Here is a 13,758-nt window from a genome sequence, read left to right as displayed (position 1 = left end):
TTTTAGATTATAATCTTACGAACTTTGTCTTTTTTAAAAGGGTAATAATTGAATGTTAATTGAAAAAATGCATGGCATCGCCCATAGCTTTATCGGAAAAGCGATCTTTGCTTTAATTCCAGTCTCATTTTTGATTGGTGGGATGTCAGGTTATCTGTATAGCAGCAATGATAGTTTTGCGGCAAAAGTAAATGGCGAGACTATCTCTCAACAAGATTTCTTAAATCGTTATAACCAAGAGTTTGAGGCTAGAGCTCAACAAGAAGGCGAGAGCTTCCTAGCGAAAACTGACTCTGTGGAATTTGTGACTGCACTTCGTCAAAATTTAATTCAACGTTTGGTGGATCAAGAATTAATCCGTCAATATGCGAAAGAATTAAAATTAGGTGTAAGTGATGAGATGATCAAACGTGCGATTGTGAGCGATCCTAACTTACAATCTAACGGTAAATTTGATAACGCGCGTTATCAACAATTATTGACTCAAAATGGTTTAACATCCGATACTTATGCGGCAATTTTACGTAATGCATTAACACTTGAACAAATGCAAAACGGTTTGGCGGACAGTGAGTTTGTCGTGCCGGCTCAAGTGAAAGATAACGCACAAGTCTTTTTCCAAAAACGTATCGCTCGTCTTGCAACTCTTCCATTAGCCGATGAAATTGCAAAACAAAAAGTAACGGACGAAGAAATTAAAGCGTATTACGATGCGAATGCGAAATCACTTGTTCAACCTGAACAGGCTAAAGTCCAATATATTCGCGTCTCAGCAAATGAATTAGGTAAGTTACAACCTGTCACTGAAACACAAATTGCGCAATATTATCAAGAAAATAAAGCACAATTCATTAGCCAAAAATTAGCGCATATTCAATTGACAACAGAGAAAGAAGCGGACGCCGTTTATCAAGAACTACAAAAAGGTGCTGATTTTGCTGAGTTAGCAAAAACAAAATCCATCGATAAACTTTCTGGTGCACAAGGCGGTGAATTAGGTTGGGTAAAAGACAACGAATTACCGAAAAACTTTGAAGATGCCGCATTATTATTAAATGTTGGTCAATACAGCACACCGGTTAATGTGGATGGGGCTTACCATATTATTTTAGTGCAAGATCGTAAAGAACGTACTTTAGAAGAAGTGAAAGAACAAATCGCAGAGACTGTACGTAAAAACTTAGCAGAAAGTCGTTTCCAAGCGGTAGAAAAAGCGGTTCGTGAAAAAGCAGCTGAAAGCAGCGATTCTTTAGCTGCGGTAGCTGAAGCGGCAGGTGTGAAAGTAGAAGAAACGGATTACTTTGGTAAAAATAACGTCCCTGCGGCATTAAATTTCCCAAATGTGACTTCTGCTATTTTTGAATCTGATATTGCAAACGGCGGTGCAAATTCTGAGCCATTAACTGTAGGTGAAAATGAGTTTGTAGTGGTACGTGTCGTGGATCACAAAGATGAAGGTTTACAAAGCCTTGATGAAGCAAAATCAACGATTGAGCAATTCTTAAAACGTGAAAAAGCCGATAAAGTATTAGCTGAAAAAGCAGAGCAAGCGGTTAAAGCGCTATCTGCCGATCCAACCAAATTACCTGCAGGTATTAGTTTTAGTGAGCCACAAACCTTTACGTTAGTGGATAATAAAGATCCAGTGCTTTATGAAGGTGTATTTGCCATTGCAAAACCAAAAGATGGCAAAGCGGCTTATCAAGTTGCTCGTAACAGCAAAGGTGATGTGGTTGTGGTTGCCCTTGAACGTGTAGAAGAACCTACTTTAAATGAGCAAGAATTAGCGAAATTTAGCACTCAACTTGTTCGTGCGCGTCAAGGTGAATTGCAAGGACAGTTAATGCAAGCATTGCGTGAAAAAGCACAAATCGAGATTAATACTAGCTTTATTAATCAAGATGATTCAGAAGAAGGTGCGGCTCACTAAGCTGATTGAAATGTCATTCATCATCAATTTCTGATGGAAAATAAAAGCAAAGTGCGGTAAATTTTGACCGCACTTTTTTATATAAAACAAGGAGAAGACTATGGCTCAAGAAACGATTTTCAGCAAAATTATTCGCAAAGAAATCCCCGCCAATATTGTTTATCAAGATGAATTAGTGACCGCATTCCGAGATATTTCACCTCAAGCGAAAACCCATATTTTGATTATCCCAAATAAAGTCATTCCAACGGTTAATGATGTGACAGAACAAGATGAAGTTACCTTGGGTCGCTTATTTACTGTCGCGGCTAAAATTGCTAAAGAAGAAGGCATTGCCGAAGACGGTTATCGTTTGATTGTGAATTGTAATAAACACGGTGGACAAGAAGTATTCCATATTCATATGCATCTTGTTGGTGGTGAATCTTTGGGTAGAATGTTGGCAAAATAATGAAAAAGATCCTAATTACAGCAACGGTATTATTTTTAACGGCTTGTTCATCTGCACCAAATATTGTGGGAACCAATAAGCCAATTTTAAATATGGCGGCAAATTTAGCACCCGCTTTAGATGTTGATTTGTCGGATAATACCGCGGCTTTAAAAAATAAAACTACACAACAACTCAATGTGCTTTACCATCTTTATTGGTATAATACACAAGGTGTGACGCAAGTTTGGCCGAATCAGCAAGAAAGCCAATCAGGCAATATTTTATTGCAACCACAAGAGAAGAAAGTGTTTGAACTACCAAAACCAAGCACAGAAAGTACTAATTATCGTCTTTACTTACAATAGTTATGTCCACATTATTGATTGACCTAGAAGGTCATGAGCTCAAACAAGAAGAAGTTGAATTACTGGAACATCCTTTAGTTGCCGGTTTGATTTTATTTACCCGCAATTTTTATGATCGTCAGCAAGTTCAAGCGCTAATTAAATCCATTCGTCAACGAGTGAAAAAGCCTTTATTGATTACCGTCGATCAAGAAGGTGGTCGCGTGCAACGTTTCCGTGAAGGTTTCACTCAGCTCCCTGCGATGCAGGCTTTTGCGGCATTAGTTGAGGACTCAGCTCAGCAACAGCAAATAGCAAAAGAAGCGGGTTGGCAAATGGCGGCTGAAATGGTGGCGCTAGATATTGATTTGAGTTTTGCTCCGGTGTTGGATTTAGGTCACGAATGTCGTGCGATTGGTGATCGTAGTTTTGGCTGTGATGTAAAAAGTGCGGTTAATTTAGCAGCAGCTTTTATTGATGGTATGCACCAGGCGGGCATGGCAACAACAGGAAAACACTTCCCGGGACACGGCCATGTTTTAGCTGATTCTCATCTTGAAACCCCTTATGATGAGCGCGCAAAAGAAGTGATTTTTAATCATGATATTTTGCCATTCCAGCAATTAATTCAACAGAGTAAGCTTGATGCGATTATGCCGGCTCACGTGATTTATACGCAATGTGATAGCCAGCCAGCAAGCGGCTCGACTTATTGGTTAAAAGAGATTTTGCGTAAAGAGTTAGGCTTCCAAGGGGCGATTTTCTCTGATGATTTAGGCATGAAAGGCGCAGGCTTTATGGGCGATTTTGTGGCTCGCAGTGAAAAAGCCTTGAAGGCTGGTTGTGACTTATTATTGCTTTGTAATGAACGAGAAGGTGTCATTCAAGTGCTTGATAATCTGAAGTTAGAGGAAACAACAGAGCATTTCGCAGCACGCCAAGCTCGCTTGAAATCTCTCTTTAAACAAAAATCCTTTGATTGGTCAGAACTCACAAAAACTTCGCGTTGGATTGAAAATCATCAAAAACTGACCGCACTTCAACAAGAGTGGCTTGCTTCTAAATGATTGATTGCCATCATTATCAAAAAGGCGATTGCCGTTCTTGTCAATGGCTTGAAATGCCTTATGAGCAGCAACTCTCGAAGAAAGAAGAGCATCTTAAACAACAACTTGCCAAATTAGATTGTGATGATTTAATTTGGCATCCGCCTTTTTATTCCTCCGAATCAGCTTTTCGTAATAAAGCGAAAATGGTTGTAAGTGGCGCGGTGGAACGTCCCATTCTAGGTATTTTACAAGACCCGAATGATCCACAAAGTGCGGTGGATTTATGTGATTGCCCACTTTATCCGCAACGCTTTGCTGAACTCTTTCCGATTCTAAAAGATTTTATTGGGCGCGCGGGTTTAGTCCCTTATAACGTGGCTAAGCAAAAAGGTGAGCTCAAATATATTCTGCTCACAGAAAGCCAACATACAAAAAAATTGATGTTGCGTTTTGTATTGCGTTCAGAAACTAAATTGCCGTTAATTCAACGTGAGTTTGCAGGGTTATTGGAAAAATTACCACAACTTGAAGTGGTGAGTGTGAATATCCAACCTCAACACGCTGCGATCTTAGAAGGTGAGAAAGAAATCTTTTTGACGGATCAACATACTTTATCGGAAAGTTTTAATGGTATTCCGTTGTTTATTAGTCCTCAAGGTTTCTTCCAAACAAACCCACTAGTAGCACAAGGATTATATGCAACGGCGCAAGATTGGGTGCAAGATTTGCCGATTACTAAACTTTGGGATCTCTTTTGTGGCGTTGGGGGCTTTGGACTTCATTGTGCTAAAGCTTTACAGGATAAACATCAACAAGAAGTGGAATTGATCGGGATTGAAATTTCTCCATCTGCTATTCAAGCGGCGACTCAATCTGCTCAGGTGTTAGGGCTAAACAACGTTAAATTCCAATCTTTGGATGCCGCTAATTTTGCTTTAGCACAAGATGAAAATAAACCGGATTTGGTGATCGTCAACCCGCCTCGTCGAGGTATCGGAAAGGAACTCGCTGAATTTCTCAATGAAATGCAACCGCACTTTATTCTTTATTCTAGTTGCAACTCGATTTCCATGGGAAAAGATTTGCAGCATCTAACCAATTATAAACTTACTCAAATTCAATTATTTGATATGTTTCCGCATACAGCGCATTATGAAGTACTGACATTGCTGAAACTCAATTCCTAATAAAAAAGCTAACATCTCTGTTAGCTTTTTTATTTAAAAATTTAATCGCACTTTTATTTTGCTATAAACCAGGGCAATTAAGAAAAATAAAGCTTGTAACAAAATAATGCATGCACCAGTGGACGCATCAAAATGATAGCTAAGTAGGACGCCTAGTAGGCTTGCAGTTACAGCACTGATAATCGCGATAACAAGCATCTTATCGAAGCGATTTGTTAGGGTTAGCGCGGTGATGCCTGGTGCAATTAGCATCGCCACAACCAAAATCACCCCAACAACTTGCATCGTACTCACAATGGTGAGTGCAAGCAGGGTGAGTAGTCCATAATGCAATAATTTAGGCGAGAGACCCGCAACACGAGCATGGCTAGGGTCAAAGCAATAAAGCAGAAAATCGCGACGCTTTAAGCCTAGTAAAATAAAAATGATTAAGGCGATGATAGTCGTTTGAATCAGCTCTTGTCGGCTTACACCCAATACATTACCGAATAAGATGTGTGTGAGATGTTGTGAGGTTTGGATTTTAGTGAACAGCACCAGACCAATGGCAAACATCCCTGAAAATACAATCCCCATAGCGGTATCTTCTTTGATACGGCTGTTTTCTTTTAAATAACCTACACCTAAGGCACAGGCAATACCTGAGACAAAGGCGCCAATCACTAATGGAATACCGGCTAGAAAAGCTAATACAATACCTGGGAGGACGGCATGGGAAATAGCGTCGCCCATCAATGACCATCCTTTTAACACCAAATAGCAAGAGAGTAGTGCACAGATCACGGCAACCACTAATGCGGTGAGTAGCGCATTTTGCATAAAGTCAAACTGAAATGGCTCAACGAAAATAGTGAACATTTCACTCATGGGCCACCGCCTTATGTCGTTTTTGACTCATTAATCCGTATTTTGGCGAAAATAGAAAAGCTAATAAAAATAACAAGGTTTGCAATGTCACGATGACACCACCTGTTGCACCGTCTAAGTAATAGCTTAAATAAACACCGACGAAACCAGTGATTGCGCCTAATGCTACAGCAATTTTGATAAGCGTTTTGAATTTATCTGTGAGTAAATAGGCGGTTGCACCTGGTGTGATTACCATCGCAATCACTAAAATCGCCCCAACAGTTTGCAATGCGGCAACAACACAAGCACTCAAGAGTGTAAAAAAGAGAACTTTGTAAAACAGTGGTGAAAGTCCAACTGTAATTGCTTGCGTTTCATCAAAGAAAATCAGTAATAGATCCTTCCAAAAAATAAGCAATAAGACCAAGCAAATCAACATAATGATGGCTACTTGATAAATATCTTCATCGGCAATCCCGAGGATATTACCGAGAATGATGTTTTGCACATTTATCGAGGTTGGATTCAAGGAAATAATCAGTAAACCTAAGGCAAAAAAGGTACTGAAAATAAAGCCGATAACAGCATCTTCTTTGAGTTTAGAAATGGATTTGATCCATAAAATGGAAAGTGCGGCCAAAATGCCGGCAAAAAAAGCACCTAAAGCATAGGGGAGTGAAAAGGCATAAGCTATCGCCACACCTGGAACCACGGAATGAGAAAGCGCATCACCAATTAATGACCAACCTTTCAACATTAAATAGGCAGAAAGAAAGGCACAAATGCCACCGACTGCGGTACTTATCCACATGGCTTTTTGCATATATTCATAGGAGAAAGGTTCCAGTAAATATTCAAGCATAGCTTATTCCTTGTCAGACGGAGGCAGACGACAAGATTTTACAGCCGTTGCGGGCGGATCATTTTTGGTTTCACCATAGAAGACAACTGGGCGTTCATCATCCGTAAGCACGGTGACTGCACGTTTATCTTCATCATTATGCAGATCTTCACCCAATAATTTGATGTGTCGTAATACACCACCAAAGACTTTTTCCAAATTATGCTGATTGAATGTATCTTCCGTTTTACCGGCAGCAATCACAGTACGGTTAATCATCACCACTTGATCACAGAAGTCTGGTACAGAACCCAAGTTGTGGGTAGAAACTAAAATTAAATGGCCTTCAGCACGTAATTGGCGAAGGAGTTCCACAATGGCATTTTCGGTTTTAACATCCACACCTGTAAAAGGTTCATCAAGCAAGATAATTTTACTTTGTTGTGCTAATGCACGAGCCAAAAATACGCGTTTTTTTTGCCCACCAGAAAGCTCGCCGATTTGCCGTTCAGCTAAATGCTCGATGTTTACTCGTTGCATCGCTTCGAGCACTTTTTGTTTGTCTTCAGCTTTTGGAATGCGTAGGAAATTCATGTAGCCGTAGCGTCCCATCATGACAACATCATAAACGGAGACTGGAAATTGCCAATCGACTTCTTCCGCTTGCGGCACATAGGCAACCAAATTTTGTTTCAATGCTAGATTAATTGGCAAACCACAAAGCGCAATATTGCCTTGCTGTGGCTTGATTAAGCCCATGATGCTTTTGAATAGCGTTGATTTTCCGCTCCCATTTACGCCGACAAGAGCACAGATGGTTCCTCCTTGTAATGCAAAGGCAACATCATAAATTGCAGTGTGCCCGTTGTTGTAACGCACAGTTACATCATTAACGGAAATCGAAGCGGAAAGTGCGGTCATTATTTTTCAAATCCTTTGACTATGGTGGATACAGTGACATTCAGTAAGTCAATATAAGTTGGTACAGGACCGTCAGCGGCAGAAAGAGAATCTACATAAAGCACGCCGCCGTACTTAGCACCGCTTTCTTTCGCTACCTGTTGAGCAGGTTTGGCTGACACGGTACTTTCACTAAATACCACTGGAATGTGATTTTTTTTCACTAAATCAATAAGTTTACGCACTTGTTGAGGCGTACCTTGTTGTTCAGCGTTAATTGGCCATAAATAGCCTTCTTTGAGATCGTAATCTTTCGCTAAATAACTAAAGGCACCTTCACTGGTCACTAACCAACGTTGGTCGGCAGGAATCAGTGAGAGTTTTTCACGTAAAGGTTTATCGAGCTGTTTGATTTTTTCTGCATACGCCGCTGCATTTTTTTGATAAGTATCAGCATTTTGCGGATCGTATTTAACTAATGCATTTTTGATATTTTCGACATAAATCAACGCATTAGATGGCGACATCCAAGCGTGTGGGTTAGGGGCATCTTTATAAGGACCTTCATAAATAGAAAGTGGCGTGATGCCTTCGGTTACCACAACGGCTGGTTTATCTTTGATATTTTGGAAGAAACGCTCAAACCAACGCTCTAAATTTAATCCGTTCCATAAAATTAAATCAGCAGATTGAGCTTTTACAATATCTTTAGGGGTCGGTTCATACTCGTGAATTTCTGCACCAGGTTTGGTGATAGATTCCACCGTCGCGGCATCGCCCGCAACATTTTGTGCGATATCCTGAATCACAGTAAATGTGGTCACCACTTTAAATTTCGCTTCGGCTTGTAAAGCTGCTAAACCTAGAGCGATAACAGATAGGCTTTTAAATAAATGCTTCATGAGATCTCCTTAAAAATAATGATCGATTAGCATTCTGCAGAATAATATCATTTTTTATAAAGTTTTCAAATGAAAATAATTATCAAATCGATAGGTGATTAAAATTAAAAAGCGGAAAATTTTGTGCAAAATTGACCGCTCTTTTTGAAATGATTAACCACCAACTTGTTGGATTAGGCGATCCATACCCGCTTCATCATAGCCTTCTTCATATTGGGCTTCATCAACGGTAAAGTTGTGCATGCTACGCCCTGCGATACAACCGTATTGTTCCAATTTTCCTTTAGTAAAGTTAGTACGAAACGCAGATGAATGGTTATTTAAACTGATCACCCCAATGGTCGCGCGATTACATGGATTTTTATTCACAAAGACTAAATTATAGCCAGATTCGCGAATATAACCCGTTTTATTAATTGCCGCATCAAACACTTCTTCACGCACTAATTTATTGGTGTTTTTAACAAAAACGCTACGTCCGCCAGCTTGAATGAAAGCACTTGGCATATTCGAGAGGTTTTTGATTTGTGCTTTGTTAAGAGAGTATTTAGCCAGTTTTACGAGATCCATCACACTTGAAATGTTGCTGTCGGATAAACCAGAACTATCTGAAAAGCGGGTAGAGCGCATACCTAATTCTCTCGCTTTCTCATTCATTTTTTGGATAAATTGCAAACGACTCATGCCCGCAGAGCGAGAAAGGGCATGAGCAGCATAGTTGTCAGAATGGACAAGCATCGCTTTTAATAATTCATTACAAGAAATCGGCGTGTATTTTGGTAATTTTGTATGTGTGCCTTTAATGTAATCGTAATCGTCGTCAGTAATCGATGCAGTACAATTTGCGTTTCGATTATTTTCAAGAAACACATTTGCAGTCATTAACTTGGTGACGGATGCGATAGGTTGAACATGATTCGGTGAACTACTTTCGAGCACGCGATCATGGGTGAAATCATACACGACATAAGATTGTGCCGTTGCCATTGCTGGCACTAAACACAATACAGAAAGCACTTTTTTTAACATATCTTTTAATATTGACAACTTAGAGAATAAAACAAAGCTTGTATTCTATCAGTTTTTGTAAGGGTTTGGGATGTGTGAAAGAGAAAAAATTTAAAGTTTTTTAACCGCACTTTTTTCTTTTGTTTTTTGATTTTTGCGATAGCGATCGCAAAGAAGTGCGGTCAAAATTTTCTTTGTTTTTCAAATCTGCTAGCTTATCCGTCGGTAAATCTGTAAAATCTCGGCTCATTTTTAATATGCGAATTTTTTGTTGCTCAATTCTGAGTAACATCATCGCCGTAATGTGTAATAACGAGGCTTTATGTTAGAACAACCCCTTTCATCCGAAACGAATACAAAAAAGATTAACTTAATGGATTTAACGCGTCAGCAGATGCGTGAGTTTTTTGCTGAATTAGGCGAGAAACCATTTCGTGCGGATCAATTAGTGAAATGGATTTATCATTTTGGCGAAGATAACTTCGACAATATGACCAATATTAATAAAAAATTACGAGAAAAATTAAAAGCGGTCGCGGAAATTAAAGCGCCAGAAGTGGCGGTTGAACAACGCTCTGCAGATGGCACCATTAAATGGGCGATGCAGGTAGGTGAACAGCAAGTTGAAACGGTCTATATTCCTGAAGCAGATCGTGCGACACTTTGTGTTTCTTCTCAAGTAGGCTGTGCCTTAGCTTGTACCTTCTGTTCAACAGCACAGCAAGGCTTTAACCGTAATTTAACAGTGTCTGAAATTATCGGTCAGGTTTGGCGCGCATCAAAAATTATCGGTAATTTTGGTGTCACAGGTGTTCGTCCGATAACCAATGTGGTGATGATGGGTATGGGTGAACCATTGTTAAATGTAGCCAATGTTGTACCTGCGATGGAAATTATGCTTGATGATTTTGCTTACGGATTATCTAAACGACGTGTGACGTTATCCACATCAGGTGTTGTGCCTGCACTCGATATGTTGCGCGATAAGATTGATGTGGCATTAGCGATTTCACTTCACGCACCGAACGATGAATTGCGTGATGAAATTATGCCGATTAATAAAAAATATAACATCAAAATGTTGATGGATTCGGTACATAGATACTTAGAAGTATCGAATGCTAACCATGGTAAAGTGACTATTGAATATGTGTTATTAGATCATGTGAATGATGGTACAGAGCATGCGCATCAATTAGCTCAAGTATTGAAAAATACGCCATGTAAAATCAACTTAATCCCATGGAACCCGTTCCCAGAAGCGCCTTATGGTAAAAGCTCAAATAGCCGTGTTGATCGTTTCCAAAAAACATTAATGGAATACGGCTTTACGGTGATTGTGCGCAAAACCCGTGGTGATGATATTGATGCTGCTTGTGGTCAGTTGGCGGGGGATGTGATCGACCGAACCAAACGTACAGCAATGAAACGTAAGTTTGGTGAAGGTATTGACGTAAAAGCGGTTAACTAAGCTAAATATAGCAATACTTGTAAAGGGAAAATGGCCTGGAGAAGAGTGATAAGATAGAGGAGTGATAAGATGAAATTAATCCCAATTAACATTCTAAGTGCGGTCATTTTTCCTTTTGTTTTTTCTGCTTGCGTTTCTCAATCTTCAGTCGATTTTAATAAACAACAAGCAGCCAAAGCGCGCGTTGAGTTGGCATTAGGCTATCTGCAACAAGAGGATTTTGTTCAAGCAAAACTTAATTTAGATAAAGCCTTTGAACATGATGAACGCTATTATCTTGTGCACTCGGCACTTGCGCATTTTTATCAATTACAAGGCGATACGGAAAAAGCGAAGCAAGCTTATTTACAGTCGATTAAGTTAGACGATAAGCAAGGTGATGTGTATAACAACTTTGGTGCATTTTTATGTGGGCAAGGTGAGTTTGAACAAGCTTATTCACAATTTAATGCGGCACTTGCAGCACCGAATTATTATCATCAAGCTGATACTTACGAAAACATAGCACTTTGTGCTTTTGCTGGAAAACAAACCGACGTTTATCAACAAGCGTTGGATAAATTACGCCAAGTTGATCCTTCTAGAGCAGAAAAGCTCCGCACGCTCAAATAATCATTGCCAAAAGCCCCTTTCGACTTTAAAATTTGGTATTTAGTTTTTTATTTCTATTTCTCTATTTTTATACCTATGAATACAATCGTCGAACAAACTGAAACAACTAAAATCTCCTTTGGGGATAAACTTCGCCAAACACGCGAAGCATTAAATCTTTCTTTAGAAGATGTGGCAAAAGCCATTTCTTTACGTCCAAACATTTTGGCAAAATTAGAAAATAATGAATTTGTCCAAAAAGATGTACCATCAACCTTTTTGAGAGGTTACGTTCGCAGTTATGCGAAATTTTTACGTATTCCTGATGCTGAATGGGCTCATTTAACTTTTGGTGAAGCACATAAAAATGATTTAAGTAAAAATACACGTGCGACGCGTTCAGTTAACCAATATTCTTCTCACAGCCGTTGGGTAGGCACACTCACAACAATTATTTTACTCGCTGCTGTTGGAATGACTGGCTTATGGTGGTGGCAAAATTATCAAAAATCAAACGAAGAACGTGATAATTTAGTGCAAACCTACGTTGAAAAAGAAAAAACAGCAGAGCTACCGGCTACTCATTCGAATGAAATTCCAGTAACAGTAAATAGTCAGCCTGCGGTGTCAAGCAATGAAACTACGTCTGTAGCGGAAAAAACAAATAATGCTGCTGAACCCGCTGTTTCAACGACTCAAGAAAATCAAGCTCAAACAGGAAACACAGAAGTTTCAACCTCAGCAACTTCAGCACCTACCGTTGAACAAGCGCAAGCACCTGTTGTGGAACAAACGTTACCTAACACAGAACCAACAACAGAGAAAACCGTGCCAGATACACAAAGTGCGGTTGAAAACCCCGCTATTTCTGAAGCACCAACTACAGTGAAAGGCGATCTCGTTATTGAGATCACGAAAAATTCAAGCTGGATTAGTGTAAAAGACCAAAACCGTAAAGTATTAGCGCAAAAAGAATATAAACAAGGTGAAACCTTAACCTTTAATGGTGATGAATATGCCTTGATTATCGGTGCGCCAGGTAACGTTCGCATTACTTATAAAGGCGAAGCGTATCCGCTTACAGTTGATGGCCGTGTGGCTAAATTTAAATTACCAAAACCTTAACGAATAATTTACGAAAGAATGTCAGCAGTAAAACCTACTATCAAACGTCGTGAATCGACAAAAATTTATGTGGGCAATGTACCAATCGGTGGTGATGCACCGATTGCCGTACAATCCATGACAAATACTCGCACAACTGATGTTGAAGCGACCGTTGCACAGATTAAATCTTTGGAGCGTGTCGGTGCAGATATTGTGCGTGTTTCTGTTCCGACCATGGATGCCGCCGAAGCCTTTAAAATCATTAAACAACAAGTGAATGTGCCATTGGTGGCGGATATTCATTTTGACTATCGCATTGCGTTAAAAGTGGCTGAATATGGGGTGGATTGCTTACGTATTAATCCAGGCAATATCGGTCGTGAGGATCGTATTCGTGCAGTGGTGGATTGTGCGCGTGATAAAAATATCCCTATTCGTATCGGTATCAATGCTGGCTCATTAGAAAAAGATATTCAAGAGAAATTTGGTGAACCAACACCAAAAGCCTTGTTAGAATCAGCGTTACGTCATGTTGAGATCTTGGATCGTTTAAACTTCGATCAATTCAAAGTAAGCGTAAAAGCATCGGATGTTTTCCTTGCAGTGGAATCTTACCGTTTACTGGCAAAAGCCATTAAACAGCCGTTGCATTTAGGCATTACGGAAGCAGGTGGCGCGCGTGCGGGCTCAGTGAAATCTGCAATTGGTTTAGGTATGCTGTTGGCGGAAGGTATTGGTGATACCTTACGTGTCTCTTTAGCCGCCGATCCTGTAGAAGAAATCAAAGTTGGGTTTGATATTTTAAAATCATTACGTATTCGTTCTCGCGGGATTAACTTTATTGCTTGCCCAACTTGTTCACGTCAAGAGTTTGATGTGATTGGCACTGTGAATGCACTGGAACAACGTTTAGAAGATATTATCACCCCAATGGATGTGTCTATTATTGGTTGTGTGGTAAATGGTCCGGGTGAAGCATTAGTGTCTGACCTTGGCGTGACCGGTGGTAATAAGAAAAGTGGTTATTATTTAGATGGCGAGCGTCAAAAAGAACGTTTTGACAACGACGCGATTATTGACCAATTAGAAGCAAAAATTCGTGCCAAAGTTGCACAACAAGATCCAAAAAATCGAATTATTTAAGGA

General features: G+C 39.7%; 14 protein-coding genes. 9 read left to right on the top strand and 5 right to left on the bottom strand.

Annotated features, from left to right (window positions below; translation table 11 throughout):
* Positions 1-52: 52 nt before the first annotated feature.
* From ppiD to rlmC, 5 genes are all read left to right on the top strand, one after another.
* Complete coding sequence (ppiD, locus tag O3746_RS02765) at positions 53-1,930, top strand: peptidylprolyl isomerase (protein ID WP_371447765.1); 1,878 nt, start codon at positions 53-55, stop codon at positions 1,928-1,930.
* A gap of 100 nt (positions 1,931-2,030) precedes the next feature.
* The gene (gene hinT / locus O3746_RS02760; RefSeq protein WP_049385019.1) at positions 2,031-2,381 is read left to right on the top strand and encodes a purine nucleoside phosphoramidase; all 351 of its coding nucleotides are present in this window, start codon (positions 2,031-2,033) and stop codon (positions 2,379-2,381) included.
* Positions 2,381-2,728 (top strand): DUF1425 domain-containing protein, encoded by a 348-nt coding sequence (locus O3746_RS02755; RefSeq protein WP_005698418.1) that lies wholly within the window; start codon positions 2,381-2,383, stop codon positions 2,726-2,728. The genes hinT and O3746_RS02755 overlap by 1 nt, the downstream gene beginning before the upstream one ends.
* Before the next feature lie 2 nt (positions 2,729-2,730).
* On the top strand, positions 2,731-3,774 hold the full coding sequence (gene nagZ, locus O3746_RS02750) for a beta-N-acetylhexosaminidase (RefSeq protein WP_371447764.1): 1,044 nt from the start codon (positions 2,731-2,733) through the stop codon (positions 3,772-3,774).
* Positions 3,771-4,943 carry a 23S rRNA (uracil(747)-C(5))-methyltransferase RlmC gene (gene rlmC / locus O3746_RS02745; protein ID WP_371447763.1) on the top strand — a complete coding sequence of 391 codons (1,173 nt, stop codon included), beginning with the start codon at positions 3,771-3,773 and terminating at the stop codon, positions 4,941-4,943. Before nagZ ends, rlmC begins: the two co-directional genes overlap by 4 nt.
* Positions 4,944-4,976: 33 nt before the next feature.
* Here the strand turns inward: rlmC and O3746_RS02740 are convergent, their stop codons facing one another.
* The 5 genes from O3746_RS02740 to O3746_RS02720 form a co-directional block, all read right to left on the bottom strand.
* Complete coding sequence (locus O3746_RS02740; RefSeq protein ID WP_371447762.1) at positions 4,977-5,810, bottom strand: metal ABC transporter permease; 834 nt, start codon at positions 5,808-5,810, stop codon at positions 4,977-4,979.
* Positions 5,803-6,654 carry a metal ABC transporter permease gene (locus O3746_RS02735; RefSeq protein ID WP_371447761.1) on the bottom strand — a complete coding sequence of 284 codons (852 nt, stop codon included), beginning with the start codon at positions 6,652-6,654 and terminating at the stop codon, positions 5,803-5,805. The genes O3746_RS02740 and O3746_RS02735 overlap by 8 nt, the downstream gene beginning before the upstream one ends.
* 3 nt (positions 6,655-6,657) lie before the next feature.
* On the bottom strand, positions 6,658-7,554 hold the full coding sequence (locus tag O3746_RS02730; RefSeq protein ID WP_371447760.1) for a manganese/iron ABC transporter ATP-binding protein: 897 nt from the start codon (positions 7,552-7,554) through the stop codon (positions 6,658-6,660).
* Positions 7,554-8,435: a metal ABC transporter substrate-binding protein gene (locus tag O3746_RS02725; protein WP_049372888.1), complete on the bottom strand. Its 882-nt coding sequence runs from the start codon at positions 8,433-8,435 to the stop codon at positions 7,554-7,556. Before O3746_RS02725 ends, O3746_RS02730 begins: the two co-directional genes overlap by 1 nt.
* A 153-nt stretch (positions 8,436-8,588) precedes the next feature.
* Positions 8,589-9,464: a D-alanyl-D-alanine carboxypeptidase family protein gene (locus O3746_RS02720; RefSeq protein ID WP_049363744.1), complete on the bottom strand. Its 876-nt coding sequence runs from the start codon at positions 9,462-9,464 to the stop codon at positions 8,589-8,591.
* Between the two features lie 301 nt (positions 9,465-9,765).
* Between O3746_RS02720 and O3746_RS02715 the strand changes: the two genes are divergently transcribed.
* The 4 genes from O3746_RS02715 to ispG all read left to right on the top strand — a co-directional run bounded on the left by O3746_RS02715 (position 9,766) and on the right by ispG (position 13,755).
* Positions 9,766-10,914 (top strand): bifunctional tRNA (adenosine(37)-C2)-methyltransferase TrmG/ribosomal RNA large subunit methyltransferase RlmN, encoded by a 1,149-nt coding sequence (locus tag O3746_RS02715; protein ID WP_049363743.1) that lies wholly within the window; start codon positions 9,766-9,768, stop codon positions 10,912-10,914.
* Between the two features lie 69 nt (positions 10,915-10,983).
* Positions 10,984-11,526, top strand: coding sequence for a type IV pilus biogenesis/stability protein PilW (pilW, locus tag O3746_RS02710; RefSeq protein ID WP_307990346.1), 543 nt, complete (start codon positions 10,984-10,986; stop codon positions 11,524-11,526).
* Between the two features lie 75 nt (positions 11,527-11,601).
* Positions 11,602-12,630: a RodZ domain-containing protein gene (locus tag O3746_RS02705; RefSeq protein ID WP_371447759.1), complete on the top strand. Its 1,029-nt coding sequence runs from the start codon at positions 11,602-11,604 to the stop codon at positions 12,628-12,630.
* Between the two features lie 18 nt (positions 12,631-12,648).
* Positions 12,649-13,755: a flavodoxin-dependent (E)-4-hydroxy-3-methylbut-2-enyl-diphosphate synthase gene (gene ispG, locus O3746_RS02700; protein ID WP_371447758.1), complete on the top strand. Its 1,107-nt coding sequence runs from the start codon at positions 12,649-12,651 to the stop codon at positions 13,753-13,755.
* Positions 13,756-13,758: the final 3 nt, after the last annotated feature.

This window comes from Haemophilus sp. 27098_8_127 (assembly GCF_041433495.1).
Classification (GTDB): domain Bacteria; phylum Pseudomonadota; class Gammaproteobacteria; order Enterobacterales; family Pasteurellaceae; genus Haemophilus_D.
Note: the sequence above shows the minus strand (reverse complement) of the source record. Positions and strands in the feature narration are given on the sequence as shown.

Coding starts and splice junctions, on each gene's coding strand:
- ppiD (WP_371447765.1), top strand. CDS start 53: ATGTTAATTGAAAAAATGCATGGCATCGCCCATAGCTTTATCGGAAAA.
- hinT (WP_049385019.1), top strand. CDS start 2,031: ATGGCTCAAGAAACGATTTTCAGCAAAATTATTCGCAAAGAAATCCCC.
- O3746_RS02755 (WP_005698418.1), top strand. CDS start 2,381: ATGAAAAAGATCCTAATTACAGCAACGGTATTATTTTTAACGGCTTGT.
- nagZ (WP_371447764.1), top strand. CDS start 2,731: ATGTCCACATTATTGATTGACCTAGAAGGTCATGAGCTCAAACAAGAA.
- rlmC (WP_371447763.1), top strand. CDS start 3,771: ATGATTGATTGCCATCATTATCAAAAAGGCGATTGCCGTTCTTGTCAA.
- O3746_RS02740 (WP_371447762.1), bottom strand. CDS start 5,810: ATGAGTGAAATGTTCACTATTTTCGTTGAGCCATTTCAGTTTGACTTT.
- O3746_RS02735 (WP_371447761.1), bottom strand. CDS start 6,654: ATGCTTGAATATTTACTGGAACCTTTCTCCTATGAATATATGCAAAAA.
- O3746_RS02730 (WP_371447760.1), bottom strand. CDS start 7,554: ATGACCGCACTTTCCGCTTCGATTTCCGTTAATGATGTAACTGTGCGT.
- O3746_RS02725 (WP_049372888.1), bottom strand. CDS start 8,435: ATGAAGCATTTATTTAAAAGCCTATCTGTTATCGCTCTAGGTTTAGCA.
- O3746_RS02720 (WP_049363744.1), bottom strand. CDS start 9,464: ATGTTAAAAAAAGTGCTTTCTGTATTGTGTTTAGTGCCAGCAATGGCA.
- O3746_RS02715 (WP_049363743.1), top strand. CDS start 9,766: ATGTTAGAACAACCCCTTTCATCCGAAACGAATACAAAAAAGATTAAC.
- pilW (WP_307990346.1), top strand. CDS start 10,984: ATGAAATTAATCCCAATTAACATTCTAAGTGCGGTCATTTTTCCTTTT.
- O3746_RS02705 (WP_371447759.1), top strand. CDS start 11,602: ATGAATACAATCGTCGAACAAACTGAAACAACTAAAATCTCCTTTGGG.
- ispG (WP_371447758.1), top strand. CDS start 12,649: ATGTCAGCAGTAAAACCTACTATCAAACGTCGTGAATCGACAAAAATT.